The 18666-nt window shown below is 63.1% G+C and carries 17 protein-coding genes, 1 tRNA gene and 1 pseudogene; 14 read left to right on the top strand and 5 right to left on the bottom strand.

What is annotated here, in order from left to right:
* Positions 1–40 precede the first annotated feature (40 nt).
* Positions 41–1090 carry a threonine aldolase family protein gene (locus tag NKH02_RS08450; protein ID WP_352863271.1) on the top strand — a complete coding sequence of 350 codons (1050 nt, stop codon included), beginning with the start codon at positions 41–43 and terminating at the stop codon, positions 1088–1090.
* 70 nt (positions 1091–1160) lie between these two features.
* Here the strand turns inward: NKH02_RS08450 and NKH02_RS08445 are convergent, their stop codons facing one another.
* Complete coding sequence (locus tag NKH02_RS08445) at positions 1161–1628, bottom strand: Hsp20 family protein (RefSeq protein ID WP_352863269.1); 468 nt, start codon at positions 1626–1628, stop codon at positions 1161–1163.
* 478 nt (positions 1629–2106) lie between these two features.
* Here NKH02_RS08445 and NKH02_RS08440 point away from each other — a divergent pair, with 478 nt between their 5' ends.
* Complete coding sequence (locus NKH02_RS08440; RefSeq protein ID WP_352877858.1) at positions 2107–3084, top strand: alpha/beta fold hydrolase; 978 nt, start codon at positions 2107–2109, stop codon at positions 3082–3084.
* Positions 3069–3324 (top strand): annotated as a pseudogene (locus NKH02_RS08435) (AraC family transcriptional regulator); the annotation flags it as partial. The gene NKH02_RS08440 and the pseudogene NKH02_RS08435, both read left to right, overlap by 16 nt.
* A 9-nt stretch (positions 3325–3333) precedes the next feature.
* On the opposite strand, the gene hisN reads toward NKH02_RS08435, so the two are convergent.
* A complete protein-coding gene (hisN, locus tag NKH02_RS08430) occupies positions 3334–4107 on the bottom strand; it encodes a histidinol-phosphatase (protein ID WP_352863266.1) in 774 nt (257 codons plus the stop codon).
* A 355-nt stretch (positions 4108–4462) separates the two neighbouring features.
* On the bottom strand, positions 4463–5410 hold the full coding sequence (locus NKH02_RS08425; protein ID WP_352863264.1) for an N-formylglutamate amidohydrolase: 948 nt from the start codon (positions 5408–5410) through the stop codon (positions 4463–4465).
* Between the two features lie 163 nt (positions 5411–5573).
* Between NKH02_RS08425 and cpdR the strand changes: the two genes are divergently transcribed.
* Both cpdR and NKH02_RS08415 read left to right on the top strand, forming a co-directional pair.
* Positions 5574–5936: a cell cycle two-component system response regulator CpdR gene (cpdR, locus tag NKH02_RS08420; RefSeq protein ID WP_010911372.1), complete on the top strand. Its 363-nt coding sequence runs from the start codon at positions 5574–5576 to the stop codon at positions 5934–5936.
* A gap of 116 nt (positions 5937–6052) precedes the next feature.
* Positions 6053–6127 (top strand) — tRNA-Val (locus tag NKH02_RS08415).
* A 155-nt stretch (positions 6128–6282) separates the two neighbouring features.
* On the opposite strand, the gene NKH02_RS08410 is transcribed toward NKH02_RS08415, so the two are convergent.
* Together NKH02_RS08410 and NKH02_RS08405 are read right to left on the bottom strand one after the other, a co-directional pair.
* Positions 6283–6492: a hypothetical protein gene (locus NKH02_RS08410; protein ID WP_352863263.1), complete on the bottom strand. Its 210-nt coding sequence runs from the start codon at positions 6490–6492 to the stop codon at positions 6283–6285.
* Between the two features lie 228 nt (positions 6493–6720).
* The gene (locus tag NKH02_RS08405) at positions 6721–7875 is read right to left on the bottom strand and encodes a dihydrodipicolinate synthase family protein (protein ID WP_352863262.1); all 1155 of its coding nucleotides are present in this window, start codon (positions 7873–7875) and stop codon (positions 6721–6723) included.
* A gap of 241 nt (positions 7876–8116) precedes the next feature.
* Here NKH02_RS08405 and NKH02_RS08400 point away from each other — a divergent pair, with 241 nt between their 5' ends.
* The 9 genes from NKH02_RS08400 to NKH02_RS08360 all read left to right on the top strand — a co-directional run bounded on the left by NKH02_RS08400 (position 8117) and on the right by NKH02_RS08360 (position 18495).
* A complete protein-coding gene (locus NKH02_RS08400) occupies positions 8117–9175 on the top strand; it encodes a LacI family DNA-binding transcriptional regulator (protein ID WP_352877856.1) in 1059 nt (352 codons plus the stop codon).
* Positions 9172–10188: a Gfo/Idh/MocA family protein gene (locus tag NKH02_RS08395; RefSeq protein WP_352877854.1), complete on the top strand. Its 1017-nt coding sequence runs from the start codon at positions 9172–9174 to the stop codon at positions 10186–10188. Before NKH02_RS08400 ends, NKH02_RS08395 begins: the two co-directional genes overlap by 4 nt.
* A complete protein-coding gene (locus NKH02_RS08390) occupies positions 10185–11786 on the top strand; it encodes an acyl CoA:acetate/3-ketoacid CoA transferase (protein WP_352877852.1) in 1602 nt (533 codons plus the stop codon). The genes NKH02_RS08395 and NKH02_RS08390 overlap by 4 nt, the downstream gene beginning before the upstream one ends.
* Positions 11779–12555 carry an enoyl-CoA hydratase/isomerase family protein gene (locus tag NKH02_RS08385; protein WP_352877850.1) on the top strand — a complete coding sequence of 259 codons (777 nt, stop codon included), beginning with the start codon at positions 11779–11781 and terminating at the stop codon, positions 12553–12555. Before NKH02_RS08390 ends, NKH02_RS08385 begins: the two co-directional genes overlap by 8 nt.
* 9 nt (positions 12556–12564) lie before the next feature.
* Positions 12565–14076 (top strand): aldehyde dehydrogenase family protein, encoded by a 1512-nt coding sequence (locus NKH02_RS08380; protein ID WP_352877848.1) that lies wholly within the window; start codon positions 12565–12567, stop codon positions 14074–14076.
* 58 nt (positions 14077–14134) lie between these two features.
* Positions 14135–15388 carry an ABC transporter substrate-binding protein gene (locus NKH02_RS08375; RefSeq protein ID WP_352863254.1) on the top strand — a complete coding sequence of 418 codons (1254 nt, stop codon included), beginning with the start codon at positions 14135–14137 and terminating at the stop codon, positions 15386–15388.
* Between the two features lie 89 nt (positions 15389–15477).
* The gene (locus NKH02_RS08370; protein ID WP_352863252.1) at positions 15478–16434 is read left to right on the top strand and encodes a carbohydrate ABC transporter permease; all 957 of its coding nucleotides are present in this window, start codon (positions 15478–15480) and stop codon (positions 16432–16434) included.
* Positions 16431–17375: a carbohydrate ABC transporter permease gene (locus NKH02_RS08365; protein WP_352877846.1), complete on the top strand. Its 945-nt coding sequence runs from the start codon at positions 16431–16433 to the stop codon at positions 17373–17375. The genes NKH02_RS08370 and NKH02_RS08365 overlap by 4 nt, the downstream gene beginning before the upstream one ends.
* Before the next feature lie 4 nt (positions 17376–17379).
* Complete coding sequence (locus NKH02_RS08360) at positions 17380–18495, top strand: ABC transporter ATP-binding protein (protein WP_352877845.1); 1116 nt, start codon at positions 17380–17382, stop codon at positions 18493–18495.
* Positions 18496–18666: the final 171 nt, after the last annotated feature.

Here is an 18666-nt window from a genome sequence, read left to right as displayed (position 1 = left end):
ATTTCCCCAAAACCCCGATTCCCTAGACATAGGCAGATGCATGTTCTTCGCTTCCGACAATTGGGCAGGCGCCCATCCCAATATCGTTGCTGGCCTGTCGGCCAATGCCGGCGGCTTTTCCAACGCCTATGGCGACGGTGCGCTCGACAAGGCAGTCTATCAGCGATTCAATGAGATTTTCGAACGCGAGGTCGCGGTGTTCTTCGTCGCAACCGGCACTGCCGCCAACTCGCTGGCGCTGACCGCCTATAACAAGCCTGGCGGCATCTCCTTCGCCCACCGCGAATCGCATGTCATCGAGGACGAATGCGGCGCGCCGTCATATTTTTCCGGCGGCTCGCGCCTGCATGAGATCGATGGCGCGCTTGGCAAGATCGACCCGCACAATCTGGAACGGACCATCGGCCGTTTCGCGCCCGAAATCGTCCATTGGGGACGGCCGATGGCCGTTTCGATCACCCAGTCGACCGAGGTCGGCACTATCTACGGGCTGAATGAGATCGCGACGATCTCGGTGATCGCCAAACGACATTCGGTGCCCCTGCACATGGATGGCGCCCGCTTCGCCAACGCGCTCGTCGCGCTCGACACGACGCCAGCCGAAATGACCTGGAAACGCGGCGTCGACATCCTCTCCTTCGGCGGCACCAAGAACGGCTGTTGGTGCGCGGAGGCGATCGTGCTGTTCGATCTCGACCGCGCCAGGGAATTGGCCTTCCTGCGCAAGCGCGCCGCCCAGCTGTTTTCGAAATCCCGCTTCGTCGCGGCGCAGTTCGAGGCCTATTTCAAGGATGGATTGTGGCTGGACACCGCCCGCCACGCCAACGCCATGGCCGCGCGCCTTGCGGCGGCGATCGAGGATTCGGCCACGGCAAAGCTGGCCTGGCTGCCGCAGGCGAATGAGGTGTTCGCGGTGATCAAGAAAGCCGACGCCGAAAAGCTGCAGGCAGCCGGCGCTGCCTTCTACGACTGGCATAAGCCACATGGCTTTGACGGCCACATCAGCGAGGACGAGCTGCTCTATCGCTTCGTCACCAGCTTCGCCACCACGGCAGGGGAAGTCGACCGCTTTGGTCAGTTGATCGCTTGATAATCGATGTCCCGGACAACAAAAAAGGCGACGCCTTTCGGCGCCGCCTTTGCCTTGGGAGGCTACAGGTTTAATTGGCGGACTTGGCCTCGATCTGCTTGGCCTTGGCCGGAGCCGAGGTGATCGCAATCTTGCGCGGCTTCAGTTCCTCGGGAATGTTGCGCGTGAGGTCGACGAAGAGCAGGCCATTCTTCAGCGCGGCGCCGACAACTTCGACGTGATCGGCAAGCTGGAAGCGGCGCTCGAAAGCCCTCGAAGCGATACCGCGGTAGAGCAGTTCGGACCCTTCGCCGGTGCCCTCGTCCTTGCGCTCACCCTTCACGGTCAACACATTGCGATGGGCTTCGATCGAGATTTCCTCGTCCGAGAAGCCGGCAACCGCCATCGAGATGCGATAGGAATCCTCGCCGGTGCGCTCGATGTTGTAGGGCGGATAGGTCTGCGCGCCATCCGGCTGCGCAAGCGAATCGAGCATGGTGAAGAGACGGTCGAAGCCGACGGTCGAACGATAGAGCGGGGAAAAATCAACGTGACGCATGAGTGTTCTCCTGTTGAGCAACATGGTTTGCGTATGGCCGGTGCGAAACCCTTGAGCGGCGTTTCGGCTGGACCAGCGGCCCCAACATTGGCGGCCGCACCAGACATTTGGGGAGCGCTCGAATGCATTTCAAGATTACATCCGGTGGCAAAGAAGCCGTGCGGCTGGTGCCTTGATGAACGGCAGATGAACCGTCGCTTCGGCGCGCGTTCAGACAACCGGGGCTAAGGTGCATTCCAGGATCAAGGATTGGCGGCGCCGATTGCACAACAGGCACCGCACCGAGGCCGACCGGGTGTCAACGTCCCTTCCTCCCGGATCGACAGAGGCCGGAAGCATGCTTTCAAGCGGCTTCCGGCCTTCCCCGTTGCAGCCTCCGTTGCCGTGAATTGCTTTGCTTTTGGCGCATGGGCGTCTATCACCTTAGCGAGCCGGCCGGCACAGGCAGGCATGCGAGACGCCAAGCACGAAGCGCCGAATGACGGATCTTTTCAACGACAACCCCCTTTTTCACGAAATTGAGGGCAATCCGCGGCCGGAAAACGCTTCCGGCGGCTTCTTCACCACGCGCGAAGGCAAGAAGATCCGCTACGGCCTGTTCGGCGCGGTCGCTCGCCCGATGAAGGGCACCGTGGTCCTGCTGTCTGGCCGCAACGAGTGCATCGAGAAATATTTCGAAACCATCCGCAACCTCGCCGATCGCGGCTTTGGCGTCGCCACCCTCGACTGGCGCGGCCAGGGCGATTCCGACCGGCTGATCCGCGATCGCCAGCGCGGCTATGTCAGGAGCTTCGGCGACTATACCGCGGACCTCGAACAGTTCTTCGAGGAGATCGTGCTGCCCGACTGCCGCGGTCCCTACTACATCCTGGCGCATTCGGCGGGCGCATTGATCACCCTGCTTGCCGCGCGGTCGATGGTGAACCGCGTGCGGCGCATGGTGCTGATCGCGCCCTTCCTGACGCTGCCCGATCTGCCGGTCTCGATATCGACGGTTCGCCGCGTGTGTTCGCTGTTTTGCGCTCTCGGCCTCGGCCGGCTCTATGCCGCCTGGGGCCCGCGGCCGAAGGTGACGGCCCCGTTCGAGACCAACAAGCTGACGAGCGACCCGGTGCGTTATCGGCGCAACACGCGGATCTACGAAGAGTACCCGCAACTGGCACTTGGGGGCCCCACGATCCGCTGGCTGCGGGCAGCCGCGAAAGCCTCTGAAGCCGTCAGCGATCCCGATTTCATGGCTCGGATCCAGATTCCGCTGCTGATAATCGCGGCCGGCGCCGATCAGGTCGTCTCGACCAGGGCCGTGGAAGCCTACGCCAGGCGTCTGCGGCTCGGTTCGCTGCTGATGATCGACGGTTCCCGTCACGAAATCCTGCAGGAAGCCGACATCTACCGTGAGCAGTTGCTCGCCGCCTTCGATGCCTTCATTCCCGGCAGCGACGACCCGACTGCCTGATAAGCGCCGATCGCTGGTTGTCACGGCGCTGGACATTGGCTGACATTGCCGCCGAGGTCGGCGTCTCGCCGGTCTATCTGACGCAAGTCTTCCAGCAGGTCGAGGCCATGCCGCTCTACCGCTACCATCTGCGCCTGCGGCTGGCGCGCGCTCTCCAGCCGCAGCCATTTCAGTTCCGCTTTCAGACAGGTTTACGGCCGCACGCCAGCGGAATTCCAGCGCTCGATAAGGTCGCGCTGAAATATAATATCAGCCGCGCAAGGCGGCCATGGCAGCCGCGTGAAGCTCCGGCGTTGCTGCGGCGAGCACGTCACCGCCCTGTTCCGCTGGCCCGCCATCGAATGTGGTGACGACACCACCGGCCTTCTCGATGATCGGGATCAGCGCCACGATGTCGTAGGGCTTCAAACCGGGATCGGCGACGATATCGACGCTTCCCGACGCGATCATGGCAAAGGCGTAGCAATCGGTGCCGTAGCGAGCGAGCTGAACCTGTTTCTCGAACTGGTCGTAGCGATTGCGCGCCTCGTCCTTGAACAGTGCCGGCGTGGTGGTGAATAGCGTCGCCTCGGCCAGCTTCGTCGTCTTGCGGGTTGTCAGTTTTCGCGGACCGCCTGGACCCTCATAGTGAGAGCCGGAGGCGTTGGCGTAGAAAAGCTCACCGGTGAAGGGCTGTGACATCATGCCGGCCACAGCATCGCCATCTACCGTCAGCCCAACCAGCGTCCCCCATACCGGCAGGCCGGAAATGAAGGCGCGGGTGCCGTCGATCGGGTCGATCACCCAGACATGCCGGCTCGAAATGTTCTCGCTACCGTGCTCCTCGCCGAGGATACCATGGTCGGGATACCGCGCCGATATCAGCGTCCGGATGGCGCGCTCAGCCTCGCGATCGGCCTCGGTGACCGGGTCGAAACTGCCCTTTTCCTTGTTGGCGACAGTCCCCTGGCTACGAAAGCGCGGCAAGGTCTCCGCCGCCGCTGCCTGCGCGATGCGGCGCATGAAATCGATGCTGATGTCCAACTGATTCTCCCGCATTGCAGCATGCTCGAGCCGTGCTCTGCCGCCAATTTTGTGCCAAAACAAGGGTGTTCGACGATTTTTCCGCAGCGCCATCTGTTGCCTGGATGTCACACAAGCACCGTCGAAACGCAATTTCCACATCAGAGTGAATTAAAAAAGCCTGAAGGTCGCTTGACATTTGTGCAGCGCACAATACCCTCATCCTCGGACAGGTTTTCCTGTCCATGCCCTCCTTGGGCGTTTCCTCCCTAGACTTCGACCGTATCGTGCAAACGATGCGGTCTTTTTTTACGCCGCGATTTCAAATGCATGTCGCCCAAAAGTATGGGGCAACGACATGCATACAAGGCGGATTTCACTCCGCGGCCAGTGGCAGGTCGACGAAATGATGGTCGGGCATCGACATCAGGTCGGCTGAAAATCGCGTCAAATCGTCGGCCAGAGCGTCGAAGCCGGCGGCCTTCTCGAATGTCCGCTCGTTCATGTAGAGCCCGCGATTGACCTCGATCTGCAGCGCATGCAGATGGCGCGCCGGGCGGCCATAGTGCTCGGTGATGAAGCCGCCGGCATAGGGCTTGTTGTGGGCGACGGTATAGCCCATGGCGGTGAGCAGGCCGATCGCGGTCTCGGTCAGGGCCGCGGCGGCCGAGATGCCGAAACGATCGCCGATGATGAAGTCGGGCCGCACGCCGCTGTCGCCGACACGAATGCTCGCCGGCATCGAGTGGCAATCGATCAGCACGGCGAAGCCGAAACGCGCATGAGTCCTGGTCAAAAGCCGCTTCAGCGTCTCATGATAAGGCTTGTAGACGGCCTCGATGCGGGCGACCGCTTCGGCCAGCGGCAAGCGGCCGGGATAGATATCGAGCCCCTCGCCGACCAACTTCGGCACCGTGCCAAGTCCACCGGCCACCCGCGCCGAGCGGATATTGCAGAAGGACGGCACCGGCTCGGCGAACATACGCGGATCGAGCTCCCACGGCTCGCGGTTGACGTCGAGATAGGCCCGCGGGAAATTCGCCGCCAGCATCGGTGCGCCGAGCGCGACGGCGCCGCCGAACAGCTCATCGACGTAACAGTCTTCCGATCGGCGGATGGCGTTGCGGTCCAGCCTCGCCATGGCCAGGAAGCGTTCTGGATAGTGGCGGCCGCTATGCGGTGAGTTGAAGAGGAAGGGGGAGGGGACGCGCTGCTCGGCGCCCAACCGGATTTCGAAGGGTGGAAAGACCGAAAAATCCTCGGCTGCCGTCTTCAATTTGAACGAACCCGAAAACACCAGTGCATCATCATGTGAAAGTGCCACCTTGCTGGCCGCGTGTCCAGCATTTCAGCGGCCGCGCAGCCGGGGCAAATATGGATCATCGCCTTCCGCGTTCACTTGATGTTTACCCTCACCTCCTCATATACAGGATGGTTAACGGGCTTGCCCAACGGCAACCTCGGGCGGGTGATTCGGACGGGATATCATGGCACGCATTCTTCTGGCGGAAGACGACGACGATATGCGTCGGTTCCTCGTCAAGGCGCTTGAGCGCGCGGGTTACCAGGTCAGCGATTTCGACAATGGCGCCAGCGCCTATGAGCGGCTGCGCGAGGAGCCGTTCTCGCTGCTGCTGACCGACATCGTCATGCCGGAGATGGATGGCATCGAGCTGGCACGCCGCGCCACCGAGATAGATCCTGATTTGAAAGTCATGTTCATCACCGGTTTCGCCGCCGTTGCGCTGAACCCGGATTCCAAGGCACCGAAAGACGCCAAGGTGCTGTCGAAGCCGTTCCACCTGCGCGACCTCGTCAACGAGGTCGAGAAGATGCTGCACGCGGCCTGAGCCGCTTTCCAAGCGAGGCGCCGCACCTCTTCGCCACTGCGGCGAGACGACGCCTTCTTTCCTTTTTCCTGCTATTGACGCGCTGGATCAAAAATGGTGTATGCGCGGCTTCGGATGGGCGTGTAGCTCAGCGGGAGAGCACTGCATTGACATTGCAGGGGTCACAGGTTCAATCCCTGTCACGCCCACCATCCAATCCAGACAGTCAGATCTTAAAGCGGCACCCTGGCCGGCTCGCCAGAGCTGGACGATTTCGTTCGCCCCAAGGGAAACTGGACGTTGGCGGGCTTTTCGAGCGCAACGCGCCCGTCCCGGCGCCAACCGGAACGGGCTGCGGGCGATCAGATCATTGCGGCTCTGGATCGGGTGTATTTCCCGGCCTGTCCGGCGTGCCGCCCTTGCCTTCGCGGCAAGGCTCGCCGGTGCCGCAGCATTTGCCGTTGTAGGTTACGCCAGGCTTCTGCCTGTCGCATTCCCTGGGACTGGTTGTCTTGCAGCCGGCCAGCACCGAAACGGCGATGGCGGCCAAAAGGACGTTTCTCGAAACAGTAAACATGAGACATTCTCCTTGATGGACCATGTTTGGACACATCGCTTGGTCGCGCCTCGGGAGAAATTTGTTCAAAGAGAATTGCGCATGCCGGCGAAGATCATTTTGTGCCGCATGGCGACGAAGGGGCCTCACGAGACCTCCATGCCCCGGAGCTATTGTTTGAAGCAGGCGCGGCGTTCGCGTGACAGCAAGTCCCGCACGACCGGCTACTTCGAGGGCCTCGTCGCGGACCTAGACACCCGCGACGGCGCAAAGACTTTTCATCCTGGCAACCGCCAGGTCCGGAGCGGCCAGCAATCCGGCTTGGTCGGCAAGGCGGAAGACATCGGCATAGTGACGGATGCCGCGCGCCGACTGCATGCCGCCGACCATCGCAAAATGGTCCTGATGGCCGTTCAGCCAGGCCATGAAGACGATGCCGGCCTTGTAATATTCGGTCGGCGCCTCGAAGATCTTTCGCGACAGCGGCACGGTCGGCGCCATCAATGCGTCATAGCCGGCGCGGTTCCCCTCCGCCAGTTTCGCCAGTGCTGCATTGGCGACGGGCGCGATGGCGTCGAAGATACCGAGCAGCGCATGCGAATGCCTTTGCTCGTCGCCGGCGATCAGTTCGGGGTAGTTGAAGTCGTCACCGGTGAACATGACGACGCCCTCCGGCAGGCGGTTCCTGAGCGCGACCTCCTTGCCGGCATCGAGCAGCGAGATTTTTATCCCTGCCACCTTGTCGGCGTGGCGTTCGATGATGGCGACGACTGTGTCGAGCGCGGCCTCGAAATCGCTGCTGCCCCAATAGCCCTTGAGCGCCGGATCGAACATGTCGCCCAGCCAGTGCAGGATGGCCTTGCCGGATGCCTGGGACAGGATGCGGTCGTAAACACGCGCATAGTCATCCGGGCCCTTGGCCGTCGCCGCGAGCGCCCGGCTGGCCATCATGATCGCCTTGCCGCCAAGTCCTTCGATGAAAGCGAACTGCTGCTCATAGGCGGTGATCACGTCATCGAGCGTCCTGGCAGCGGCCGGCGCCAGATGATCGGTGCCGGCGCCCGAGGCCAGGTCGGCGCCATCGATGGTACGCGCCTCGGCGATCGAGCGGCGGATCAATTCCTGCGCGTTTGTCCAGTCGAAGCCCATGCCGCGCTGCGACGTGTCCATCGCCTCGGCGATGCGGAAGCCGAGCCGCCACAGATGGCGCCGGAACGCCATCGTCCTGTCCCAGTCGACCACCGGCCTGGACCACGGATCGGTCATCGCAAGCGGATCGGCAACGACATGCGCGGCGGCATAGGCGATGCGGGAAAACCGCGCGCCGATCACAGGCTGCACCGGCTGGCCGGCAAGCGCGTAGCGGGTGCTGCGGCCATCCTCACCAGGCAAGGAAATGTCCATCGATCTCTCCTTTCCCGCGCCTATTAAATGGAACGTTCCAATAAATCAAGAAGCTTTGAGATTCAGGGTTCATTCACAGGCGAATGCTGCATTGCAACACAGAAAGCCTTATAACACATGCCGTTTGAGCGCATACAGTCGATCATTCAGCACCATTGAAAAATCCGGATTGACTCGGGATCGACGCGATGATTAGAACGTTCCAATAGATTTGACCATCAAATCGGAAGGGTGCATCTGAATGGCCAGCCGGGCCAAGGCGACGATATTCGACATCGCCCGCGAAGCGGGCGTGTCCAAATCGACGGTATCGCTCGTGCTCCAGGGCAGCGGGCTGATCCGGCCTGAGACCGCAAGCAAGGTGCGCAAGGCGATCGAGGATGTCGGCTACGTCTACAACCGCGGCGCCGCCAATCTGCGCAAGGCTCACTCCAATGTCATCGGCATGGTCATCAACGATCTCACCAATCCTTTCTTCGCGGAACTGGCGGTCGGCATGGAACGCGTCTTTCAGTCGGCCGGCATCGTGCCATTCATCGCCAACACGGCGGAAAATCCGGTGCGCCAGGAAGAAGTGCTGAAGTCGCTGATGGAGCAAGGTGTCGCCGGTCTCATCGTGTCGCCGGCGCGCGGCACGACGCCGGGCGCCTTCCGCAGGATCGAGACGGCGGGCTTGCCGGTGGTCTTCGCCATGCGCCGGCTACCGGAAAGCCGCATCCCCGTGATCGCGCCCGACAATCATCGCGGTGCCTATCTCGCCACCGCTCATCTGATCGGCAAGGGACATCGCCGGCTGGTCTTCTTCGGCGGCTCGTCCGATCTGGTCGTCTATCACGAGCGGCTTGGCGGATTTCGCGAAGCCTGCGAGACGCAGGGCATTGCCGCCGGTGACGCGCTTGTCGTCGAAGGCGAGACCAGCCGCAGAGGTGGTATCGCGTGCCTGGAGACCGCTCTCACGATGGCTGAACCGCCGACCGCGGCACTCTGCTTCAACGACGCCGTTGCCTTTGGCGCCATGCTGGCTCTGCGCAAGCGTGGGCTGGAGCCGGGCGCTGATTTCGCCATCGTCGGCTTCGACGACGTGGCCGAGGCCGAGCATTACATGCCGGCTCTGACCAGCGTCGCGGTGGACTCGGCGGGCCTCGGCGAACGTGCCGCCCATGTCATGCTGAAAATGATCCAGTCGCGCACCACGCGGGCCGAGGATCATATCGGCGCGGTCAATCTCGTGGTCAGGGAAAGCTGCGGCCCGGATCGCCGCGCCCGAAACAGGCCCGCGGGTTCGGGGGACGCGGCATGAGCGTCAGATGGGGGTTGATCGGCGCCAGCACGATCGCCAGACAGTTCATGATCAACGCCATCCGTGCGCAAGGCGATGGCGAGATCGCGGCGGTGATGAGTTCCAGCTTGGAGCGAGCCACGGCCTATGCCAGGGAAAACAACATTTCGCTTGCCGTCTCGACGCTCGATGCCCTGCTCGGCGCCGACATCGACGCCGTCTACATCTCGACCACCAACGAATTGCACCTCGAGCAGGCGCTCGCCGCGATCAAGGCGGGAAAGCACGTTCTGTGCGAAAAGCCGCTGGCACTGAGCAGTGCCGATGCGCGCACGATGGTCGCTGCCGCCAGGGCCGCTGGCGTCGTACTCGGCACCAACCATCATCTGCGGAACGCCGGCGCACATCGTGCCATGCGCGAGGCGATCGCCGCCGGCCGCATCGGCAAGCCGATCGCCGCGCGTGTCTTCCATTCCGTCTATTTGCCCGAAAACCTGCAGGGCTGGCGCATTGCCAAGCCCGAGGCAGGCGGCGGTGTGGTGCTCGACATCACCGTGCATGACGCCGACACGCTGCGTTTCGTGCTCGGCTACGACCCGGTCGAGGTGTCTGCTTTCACCCAGTCGGCCGGCATGGCCGGCAACGGGCTGGAAGATGGCGCCATGTGCATCTGGCGCTTCAAATCGGGCGTCATTGCCCAGTCGCATGAGGGCTTCACCACCAAGTTCGCCGGCACCGGCTTCGAGGTGCATGGCTCGGAAGGCTCGCTGATTGCCGGCAATGTGATGACACAGAGGCCGGTCGGCTCGGTGATGCTTCGCACCGCGGCAGGCGAAGAGGAATTGAGCTTCGACCGCGAGGATCTTTATGCGCGCTCCGTGCGCCAGTTCCACACCGCGATCCGTGGCGAGGGTCAGCCCTCCGCCACCGGCGAGGACGGCATTTGGTCGCTGACCGCTGCCGAAGCAGCGCTGCAATCTGCCAGTTCCGGCAAGTCCGTCAAGATCGACCCGAAACTCGGGAGCATGAATTGAGCAAGGTCGTTTCCGCAGCTGAAGCCGCCGGCCTGATCAAGGACGACATGGTCGTGTCCGTGTCCTCATCCAGCGGCCTCGGCTGCCCGGACGCCGTGCTGGCCGCCATCGGCGAGCGCTTCGATGGGGAAGGCCATCCGAAGAACATCACCACACTGCATCCTATCGCCGCCGGCGACATGTATGGCATTAGGGGTATCGACCATCTTGCCAAACCCGGCCTGCTGAAGCGGACTTTGTGCGGCTCCTATCCGTCCGGCCCCTCCTCTTCCGAACCGCCGCAGATCTGGAAGATGATCGGCGACAATTCGGTCGCCGCCTACAACGTGCCGTCCGGCATCCTGTTCGACATGCACCGCGAAGCCGCCGCCAAGCGGCCGGGCGTGCTGACCAAGGTCGGTCTCGACACCTTCGCCGACCCCCGACACCAGGGCTGCGCCATGAACGCCGCCGCCAGCGAGCCGATCGTTTCGGTGCAGCAGTTCGATGGCGAGGAATGGCTCTATTTCCGCTCGATCGTGCCTGATGTCTCGATCATCCGCGCCACCACCGCCGACGAGCGCGGCAACCTCACTTACGAGCATGAGGGCGCCTATCTCGGCGGGCTGGAACAGGCGCTCGCCGCCCGCAACAATGGCGGCGTCGTCATTGCTCAGGTCAAACGCGTCGTCGAAAACGGCACACTGAAGCCGCATGATGTACGCGTTCCCGGCGTGCTGGTCGACCATATCGTGGTCGCGCCCGACCAGTTGCAGACGACGCTGACGCCCTACGACCCGGCCATCTCGGGCGAGATCTTCCGGCCGCTGTCGAGCTTCCGCACGCCAGAGATGAACGTCCAGAAGGTGATCGCGCGCCGCGTCGCCATGGAGTTGCGCGACGGCATGGCCGTCAACATCGGCTTCGGCATCTCCGCCAATGTGCCGCGCATCCTTCTCGAGGAAGGCCAGCACGGCAAGGTCACCTGGGTGATCGAACAGGGCGCGGTCGGCGGCGTGCCGCTGCTCGACTTCAAATTCGGCTGCTCATCGAACGCCGACGCCTTCATGCCCTCGCCGCACCAGTTCATCTACTTCCAGGCCGGCGGCTTCGATGCGTCACTGCTGTCCTTCCTGCAGATCGACCGCCACGGCTCGGTCAATGTGTCAAAGCTTTCGGCAAGGCCGCACGTCACCGCCGGTGCCGGCGGCTTTGTCGACATCACCGCGCGGGCGAAGAAGATCGTCTTCTCCGGTTTCTTCAATGCCGGGGCCAAGCTGTCACTGGCCGATGGCGGCATCCGCATCGACGCGGAGGGCAAGGTCAAGAAGGTGGTCGCGGAGGTCGAGCACATCTCGTTCTCGGGCAAGCGCGCGGTCGCGCAGGGACAGGACATCACCTACGTCACAGAGCGCTGCGTGATGAAGCTGACGCCGGAGGGGCTGGTGGTAACCGAACTCGCACCCGGCATCGATCTGCAGCGCGATGTGCTGGCGCAGGCCGAATTTCCGCTAGGCATTGCCAAGGACCTCAAGACGACACCGAGCGCGCTCTACCTGGACCAGCCGATGGGCCTGTCGCTGAATGGCGCCGCCTCGCTCGGAGGCGCGCATGGCTGAGCGTCTCGTCACCTTCGAGCAGGATGGCGCCATCGGCATCGTCACTTTGCGCCGGCCGGAGAAATTCAACGCGCTTGACATCCCGATGCTGCGGGCGCTGGAGACGGCGCTCGATGCGGCCGAGATGGCGGAAGGCGTTCGCGTCGTGCTGCTGCGCGGCGAAGGCAAGGGCTTTTGCGCCGGCGGCGATGTCGAGGCCTGGGCGCGGATGAGTGCCGCCGACTTCCAGGTGCAATGGGTGCGCTATGGCCATCGCGTCTTCGACAGGCTGGCGCGGCTCAGGCAACCGACCATCGCCGTTCTGTCCGGCCATGCGCTGGGCGGCGGGCTGGAACTGGCTGTGGCTTGTGATTTCCGCGTCGCGGAAACACATGTGAAATTGGGCTTTCCCGAAACCTCGATCGGCGTTGTTCCCGGCTGGTCCGGCACGCAGCGCGCCGTGCGCCGCTTCGGTGCGCAGGCGGTGCGCCGCATGGCGCTGGGCGGCGAGATCCTTCTCGCGCCTGAAGCACTGGCCCTGGGTGTGGTCGACCGGGTGGTCGAGACCGGCGAGGCGCACGACGAAGCCAAGGCATGGGCCGAAAAGATCGCCGAGCGCGGTCCGCTGGCGACGGAAGCCGCCAAATTGATGATCGCTGTCGCCGAAGGCGAGGAAAGTGCCGCCGCCACTGAAGCGCTGGCCAGTGGCTTAATCGCCATGACGGGCGATCTCAAGGCCGGCGTCGGTGCTTTCAAGGCCAAGCAGAAGCCGGCCTTTTCGAGATCCTAGAGGAAACACATGAACGCACCCCTCAAGATTTCCATGCCGGCCGAGGCGTCCGCGGCGCCGAAAGCCTACAGGCTGCTGATCGACGGCAAGCATATCGATGCCCGCGACGGCCGCACGATTGCGCGCCAGAGCCCCGGCCACGGCTTCACCGTCTCGCACTATGCACAAGCCGGCGAGGGCGAAGTGGAAGCCGCGGTGCAGGCTGCGCACAAAGCTTTCGAAACGGGCCCATGGCCGCGCATGACGGCTGCTGAACGTGCCGCGATCCTGCTCAAGGCGGCCGACCTGATCGAGGCGCGGCTGGAAGAGATCGCCCGGCTCGACGCGCTGGAATCGGGCAAGCCGATCGCCCAGGCGCGCGGCGAGATCGGCGGCGCCGTCGACATCTGGCGCTATGCCGCATCGCTCGCCCGCACGCTGCACGGCGAATCCTACGCCAATCTCGGCGATGCCATGCTGGGTGTCGTGCTGCGTGAACCGATCGGCGTTGTCTCGATCATCACACCGTGGAATTTCCCCTTCCTGATCGTCAGCCAGAAGCTGCCGTTCGCGCTCGCCGCCGGCTGCACGGCGGTGGTCAAGCCGAGTGAGATGACCTCGGCCTCGACCTTTGTGCTCGGCGATATCCTGATGCAGGCCGGCCTGCCCGCCGGCGCGGTCAACATTCTCGCCGGCCTCGGCGCTGATGTCGGTGCGCCGATGGTCAGCCATCCCCTGGTCGAGATGGTGTCGTTCACCGGCTCCACCCGCATCGGCAAGATGATGATGGCCTCGGCCGCGCAGTCGCTGAAGAAAGTTTCGATGGAGCTCGGCGGCAAGAACGGCCAGATCGTCTTCCCCGACGCCGACCTTGATGCGGCCGCCGACGCGGCGGTGTTCGGCGGCTTCTTCAACGCCGGCGAATGCTGCAATGCCGGCAGCCGGCTGATCGTGCACGAGGCGATCGCCGACGATTTTCTCAGCGCTGTCAAGGCGCTCACGGCCAGGGTGACGGTCGGCGATCCGCTCGACGACCAGACCAAGGTCGGCGCGATGATCTCATCCGACCATTTGACCAAGGTGGCGGATTACGTGGCGGCAGCTGCCAACGAAGGCAGCAGCGTCTACAGCGGTGGCAAGCAGTTGGCCTCCAATGCCGGCCAATACCTCGATCCCACCATCATCCGCGGCGTCACCGAGGATATGGCCATAGCGCGCGAGGAAGTGTTCGGACCGGTGCTCTCGGTGCTGACTTTTGAATCGATTGAAAAGGCGTTGCACATCGCCAACAACACGCCCTATGGTTTGTCGGCGGGCGTGTGGAGCGCCAGCATCGACACTTGCATGTCGGTGGCGCGTGGGGTGCGTTCGGGGACCGTTTGGGTGAACACATTCATGGAAGGTTATCCCGAGCTGCCTTTCGGAGGCTACAAGCAGTCCGGTCTCGGACGCGAACTCGGCAAACGCGCCGTTGAGGATTATACCGAAGAAAAGACAATCCAGTTTCATCGCGGCCAACGCACCGGATGGTGGGTCGGCTGAGTTGAGAAGAACCCGGTGGGCTTCCACCGGTCGTGTAATGCAACAAGGGAGGAAGTACATGTTGCGCAAACTGCTTATCGGAACGGCTCTCGCATCGGGTCTGGCTTTCGCGGCTCATGCCGAGGACGTCAAGGAAGTCCAGATGCTGCATTGGTGGACGTCGGGCGGCGAAGCGGCTGCTCTCAACGTGCTCAAGGGCGACCTGGCCAAGGAAGGTTACGCCTGGAAGGACGTGCCGGTGGCCGGCGGTGGCGGTGACGCTGCCATGACCGCGCTGAAGGCAATGGTCGCGGCCGGCAATTACCCGACCGCCTCGCAGATGCTCGGCTACACCGTGCTCGACTATGCGGCGGCCGGCGTCATGGGCGACCTGACCGAGACGGCGAAGAAGGAAGGCTGGGACAAGTCCGTTCCGGCCGCCCTGCAGAAGTTCTCGGTCTATGAAGGCAAGTGGGTCGCGGCTCCGGTCAACGTCCACTCGGTCAACTGGCTGTGGATCAACAAGGCCGTCATGGACAAGATCGGCGGCACCGAGCCGAAGACCTTCGACGACTTCGTTGCCCTGCTCGACAAGGCCAAGGCGGCAGGCGTGATCCCGCTCGCTCTCGGCGGCCAGAACTGGCAGGAAGCCACCATGTTCGACTCGGTCGTGCTGTCGACCGGCGGACCTGAGTTCTACAAGAAGGCCTTCAACGACCTCGATGACGAGTCCCTGAAGTCCGACACGATGAAGAAGTCGTTCGACAACCTGGCCAAGCTCGTCACCTATGTCGACCCGAACTTCTCCGGCCGCGACTGGAACCTTGCCACCGCCATGGTCATCAAGGGCGATGCCCTTGTGCAGGTCATGGGCGACTGGGCCAAGGGCGAGTTTAACGCCGCCAAGAAAACGCCGGGCACGGACTTCCTGTGCTATCGCTTCCCGGGCACCGAAGGCTCGGTGGTCTACAACTCCGATATGTTCGGCATGTTCAACGTTCCGGACGACCGCAAGGCCGCCCAGATCGCATTGGCCACAGCCACCCTGTCGAAGAGCTTCCAGTCGGCTTTCAACGTCGTCAAGGGTTCGGTTCCGGCTCGTACCGACGTTCCGGACACCGACTTCGACGCTTGCGGCAAGAAGGGCATCGCCGACCTGAAGGCAGCCAACGAGGGCGGCACGCTGTTCGGCTCGCTGGCCCAGGGCTATGGCGCGCCTCCGGCGGTCGCCAATGCCTACAAGGACGTCGTCTCCAAGTTCGTCCATGGTCAGATCAAGACCTCGGACGAGGCCGTGACCGAACTGGTCAAGGCCATCGACGACGCCAAGTAAGCGCCACACACAAAAACGCCTTCCCCGTTCCGGCGGGGAAGGCTCCGATTCGCGAAGCTGGATGGCCGCGCGTCGACGGGAGGAGCCTCATGAGCACGGTAGCGACAAGCCAGATCAAGCTGACGCCGGAGCACGCGCGCCCGCGCGCCTCGGTGCGCTCGCGCCTGCAGGACGCGCTGCCGAAGATCGTGCTGGCGCCGAGCTTCGCCATCACCATCGTCTTCGTCTACGGCTTCATCCTGTGGACGATCTATCTGTCCTTCACCAATTCCAAGACCTTCCCGTCCTATGTCATCACCGGCCCGCGCGCCTATCAGCGGCTGTGGGGCTGGACCTTCGACACCGACCCGCCATCGAGTTGGTACACGTCGATCACCAACATGGGCATTTTCGGCTTTCTCTACATCTTCATCTGCCTGGCGCTCGGCCTGTTCCTGGCCATCCTGCTCGACCAGAAGATCCGCGGCGAAGGCGTGTTGAGGCCGATCTATCTCTACCCGATGGCGCTGTCCTTCATCGTCACCGGCGTTGCCTGGAAATGGTTCCTCGACCCCGGCCTCGGCCTCGAGCAGACCTTGCATCAGTGGGGCTGGACGAGCTTCCATTTCGACTGGATCAAGAACAAGGATTTCGTCATCTACACGGTGGTCATCGCCGGCGTCTGGCAGGCCTCCGGCTTCATCATGGCGATGTTCCTGGCAGGCCTGCGCGGCATCGACGGCGAGATCATGAAGGCGGCGCAGATCGATGGCGCCACCACCTTCCAGCTCTACCGCCGTATCGTCATTCCGCTGCTGCGGCCGATCTTCCTGTCGGCCTTCATCGTCCTCGCACACCTCGCCATCAAATCCTACGATCTGGTCGTGGCTCTGACCAGCGGCGGACCGGGCGGCTCGGCCTGGCTGCCCTCCAATTTCATGTACGAGTACACGTTCAAGCGCAACGAAATGGCCGTCGGCTCGGCCAGTGCCGTGATCATGCTGATGACCATCGTCGCCATCATCGTGCCCTATCTCTATTCGGAACTCAGGGAGAAGCCGCGATGAGCGCCGTCACCACTCCCGCCCGTCAGGCTTCAGGCGTCGTCAACGTCAAGATCGTCAACCGCATCGTCATTTACGGACTGCTGGCGCTGTTTGCGCTGTTCTACCTGATGCCGCTGTTCGTCATGCTGGTCACCTCGTTCAAGACCATGGACGAGATTCAGAACGGCAACATGCTGGCATTGCCCCAGGCGCCGACCTTCGATCCATGGCTCAAGGCCTGGGGGGAGACCTGCGTCGGCCTCACCTGCGCCGGCATCAAGGGCTATTTCTGGAACTCCATCAAGATGGTGGTTCCGGCCGTGCTGATCTCGACGATGCTCGGCGCCCTCAACGGTTACGTGCTGACCAAATGGCGCTTCCGTGGCGCGACGCTGGTGTTCGGACTGATGCTGTTCGCCTGCTTCATTCCGTTCCAGTCGGTGCTGTTGCCGATGGCAACCATCCTGGGCAGCCTCGGCCGCTTCGGCGTCACGCTGCGGAATTCGGTCGGAACAAGCTTCGGCCTCGGCAACCCGACGGTCAACCTCGTCTTCGTCCACGTCGTCTACGGCATCGGCTTCACCACGCTGTTCTTCCGCAATTACTACGAGGCGTTCCCGACCGAACTGGTCAAGGCGGCACAGGTGGACGGCGCTTCGTTCTTCCAGATCTTCCGCCGCATCATGCTGCCGAACTCGATGCCGATCTTCGTCGTCACGGTGATCTACCAGTTCACCAACATCTGGAACGACTTCCTGTTCGCCTCGGCTTACGCCGGCACCGGCGACTCGATGCCGATGACGGTGGCGCTCAACAATGTCGTCAATACCTCGACCGGCGTTGTCGAATACAACGTCAATATGGCCGCCGCGATGATCGCGGCACTGCCAACCCTTCTCGTCTATGTGCTCGCCGGCCGCTACTTCGTGCGCGGTCTCATGGCTGGCGCCGTCAAAGGATAATCTGATGGCTTTTCTGGAAATTGATGGTCTGAGAAAGCGCTTCGGCCAGGTCGAGATTCTGAAAGGGATCGATGTCGAACTCGAGAAAGGCGGCTTCCTGGTGCTGGTCGGCCCGTCCGGCTGCGGAAAATCCACTTTGCTCAACACCATCGCCGGGCTGGAGACGATCACGTCGGGCGAAATCCGCGTCGACGGCCGCCAGATCAACGATCTGCATCCCTCCAAGCGCGACATTGCCATGGTGTTCCAGAGTTACGCGCTCTACCCGAACATGACGGTGGCGGGAAACATCTCCTTTGGCATGGAGATGCGCGGCGTGCCGGCGGCGGAGCGCCAGAAGGCGATCGACAAGGTGGCCAAGGTGCTGCAGATCGGTCACCTGCTGCAGCGCAAGCCGAGCCAACTTTCGGGCGGCCAGCGCCAGCGAGTCGCAATGGGCCGGGCCCTGGTGCGCGACCCCAAACTGTTCCTGTTCGATGAACCTTTGTCCAACCTCGACGCCAAGCTGCGCGTCGATATGCGCATCGAGATCAAGCGCCTGCACGCCACCACCGGCACCACCATCGTCTACGTCACCCACGACCAGATCGAGGCGATGACGCTGGCGACCAAGATCGCCGTCATGCGCGACGGCGAGGTACAGCAGTTCGGCACTCCGGCCGAAATCTACAACAACCCGACCAATCTCTTCGTCGCCGATTTCATGGGCTCGCCGGCGATGAACCTGATCCCGGCGACCATCGGCACCAATGGCGACGCGCTGTCCGTCGTGCTCCAGCGCGAGGCGCGCGAGCCGATCAACCTGCCGATGGCCAATGCACCGGCGGGCCTGTCGGCGTTCCAGGGCAAGCCGATCATCTTCGGCGTCCGCCCTGAAGCGCTGACCGACCCGGAAGGCGCCGAGCGCAATGCGTCGAACATCGCCACCGCCGACTGTCACATCGAGGTCATCGAACCGGCAGGCTCCGACACCTTCGCCGTCACCAATCTCGGAGGCAAGGGCGTGGTGGCGCGGCTGCGTGCCGACGCCAACATCCAGCCGGGCACCAACACGCCGCTCGCCTTCAACCTGACAAAGGCTGTGTTCTTCGATCCGGCGACCGAGAGCCGCATTCGCTGACGGCCATGACAAATCCGGACATCGTCATCATCGGCTCCGGCATAGGCGGCGCAACAATCGCCTCCGGCCTTGGGCGGCGCGGGCCCGCGGGGGAGGGGCGGGGGGGGGGGGCGCCGCGGCCCGGCCCCCCCCCGGGCCGGGGCCCGCTGTGGTTTTAAACGAAGGAGCGGG

Source organism: Mesorhizobium sp. M1396, assembly GCF_040317725.1.
In the GTDB taxonomy this organism is placed as follows: domain Bacteria; phylum Pseudomonadota; class Alphaproteobacteria; order Rhizobiales; family Rhizobiaceae; genus Mesorhizobium.
The sequence above is the reverse complement of the archived record's forward strand: the minus strand, read 5'-3'. Positions and strand labels throughout refer to the sequence as shown.

What these genes read in the sequence shown, in the direction of transcription:
- NKH02_RS08370 (WP_352863252.1), top strand. Translation starts at nt 15,478, where the DNA reads ATGAGCACGGTAGCGACAAGCCAGATCAAGCTGACGCCGGAGCACGCG.
- NKH02_RS08450 (WP_352863271.1), top strand. Translation starts at nt 41, where the DNA reads ATGTTCTTCGCTTCCGACAATTGGGCAGGCGCCCATCCCAATATCGTT.
- NKH02_RS08395 (WP_352877854.1), top strand. Translation starts at nt 9,172, where the DNA reads ATGAGCGTCAGATGGGGGTTGATCGGCGCCAGCACGATCGCCAGACAG.
- NKH02_RS08445 (WP_352863269.1), bottom strand. Translation starts at nt 1,628, where the DNA reads ATGCGTCACGTTGATTTTTCCCCGCTCTATCGTTCGACCGTCGGCTTC.
- NKH02_RS08365 (WP_352877846.1), top strand. Translation starts at nt 16,431, where the DNA reads ATGAGCGCCGTCACCACTCCCGCCCGTCAGGCTTCAGGCGTCGTCAAC.
- NKH02_RS08360 (WP_352877845.1), top strand. Translation starts at nt 17,380, where the DNA reads ATGGCTTTTCTGGAAATTGATGGTCTGAGAAAGCGCTTCGGCCAGGTC.
- NKH02_RS08400 (WP_352877856.1), top strand. Translation starts at nt 8,117, where the DNA reads ATGGCCAGCCGGGCCAAGGCGACGATATTCGACATCGCCCGCGAAGCG.
- NKH02_RS08375 (WP_352863254.1), top strand. Translation starts at nt 14,135, where the DNA reads ATGTTGCGCAAACTGCTTATCGGAACGGCTCTCGCATCGGGTCTGGCT.
- NKH02_RS08385 (WP_352877850.1), top strand. Translation starts at nt 11,779, where the DNA reads ATGGCTGAGCGTCTCGTCACCTTCGAGCAGGATGGCGCCATCGGCATC.
- NKH02_RS08405 (WP_352863262.1), bottom strand. Translation starts at nt 7,875, where the DNA reads ATGGACATTTCCTTGCCTGGTGAGGATGGCCGCAGCACCCGCTACGCG.
- cpdR (WP_010911372.1), top strand. Translation starts at nt 5,574, where the DNA reads ATGGCACGCATTCTTCTGGCGGAAGACGACGACGATATGCGTCGGTTC.
- NKH02_RS08380 (WP_352877848.1), top strand. Translation starts at nt 12,565, where the DNA reads ATGAACGCACCCCTCAAGATTTCCATGCCGGCCGAGGCGTCCGCGGCG.
- NKH02_RS08440 (WP_352877858.1), top strand. Translation starts at nt 2,107, where the DNA reads ATGACGGATCTTTTCAACGACAACCCCCTTTTTCACGAAATTGAGGGC.
- NKH02_RS08410 (WP_352863263.1), bottom strand. Translation starts at nt 6,492, where the DNA reads ATGTTTACTGTTTCGAGAAACGTCCTTTTGGCCGCCATCGCCGTTTCG.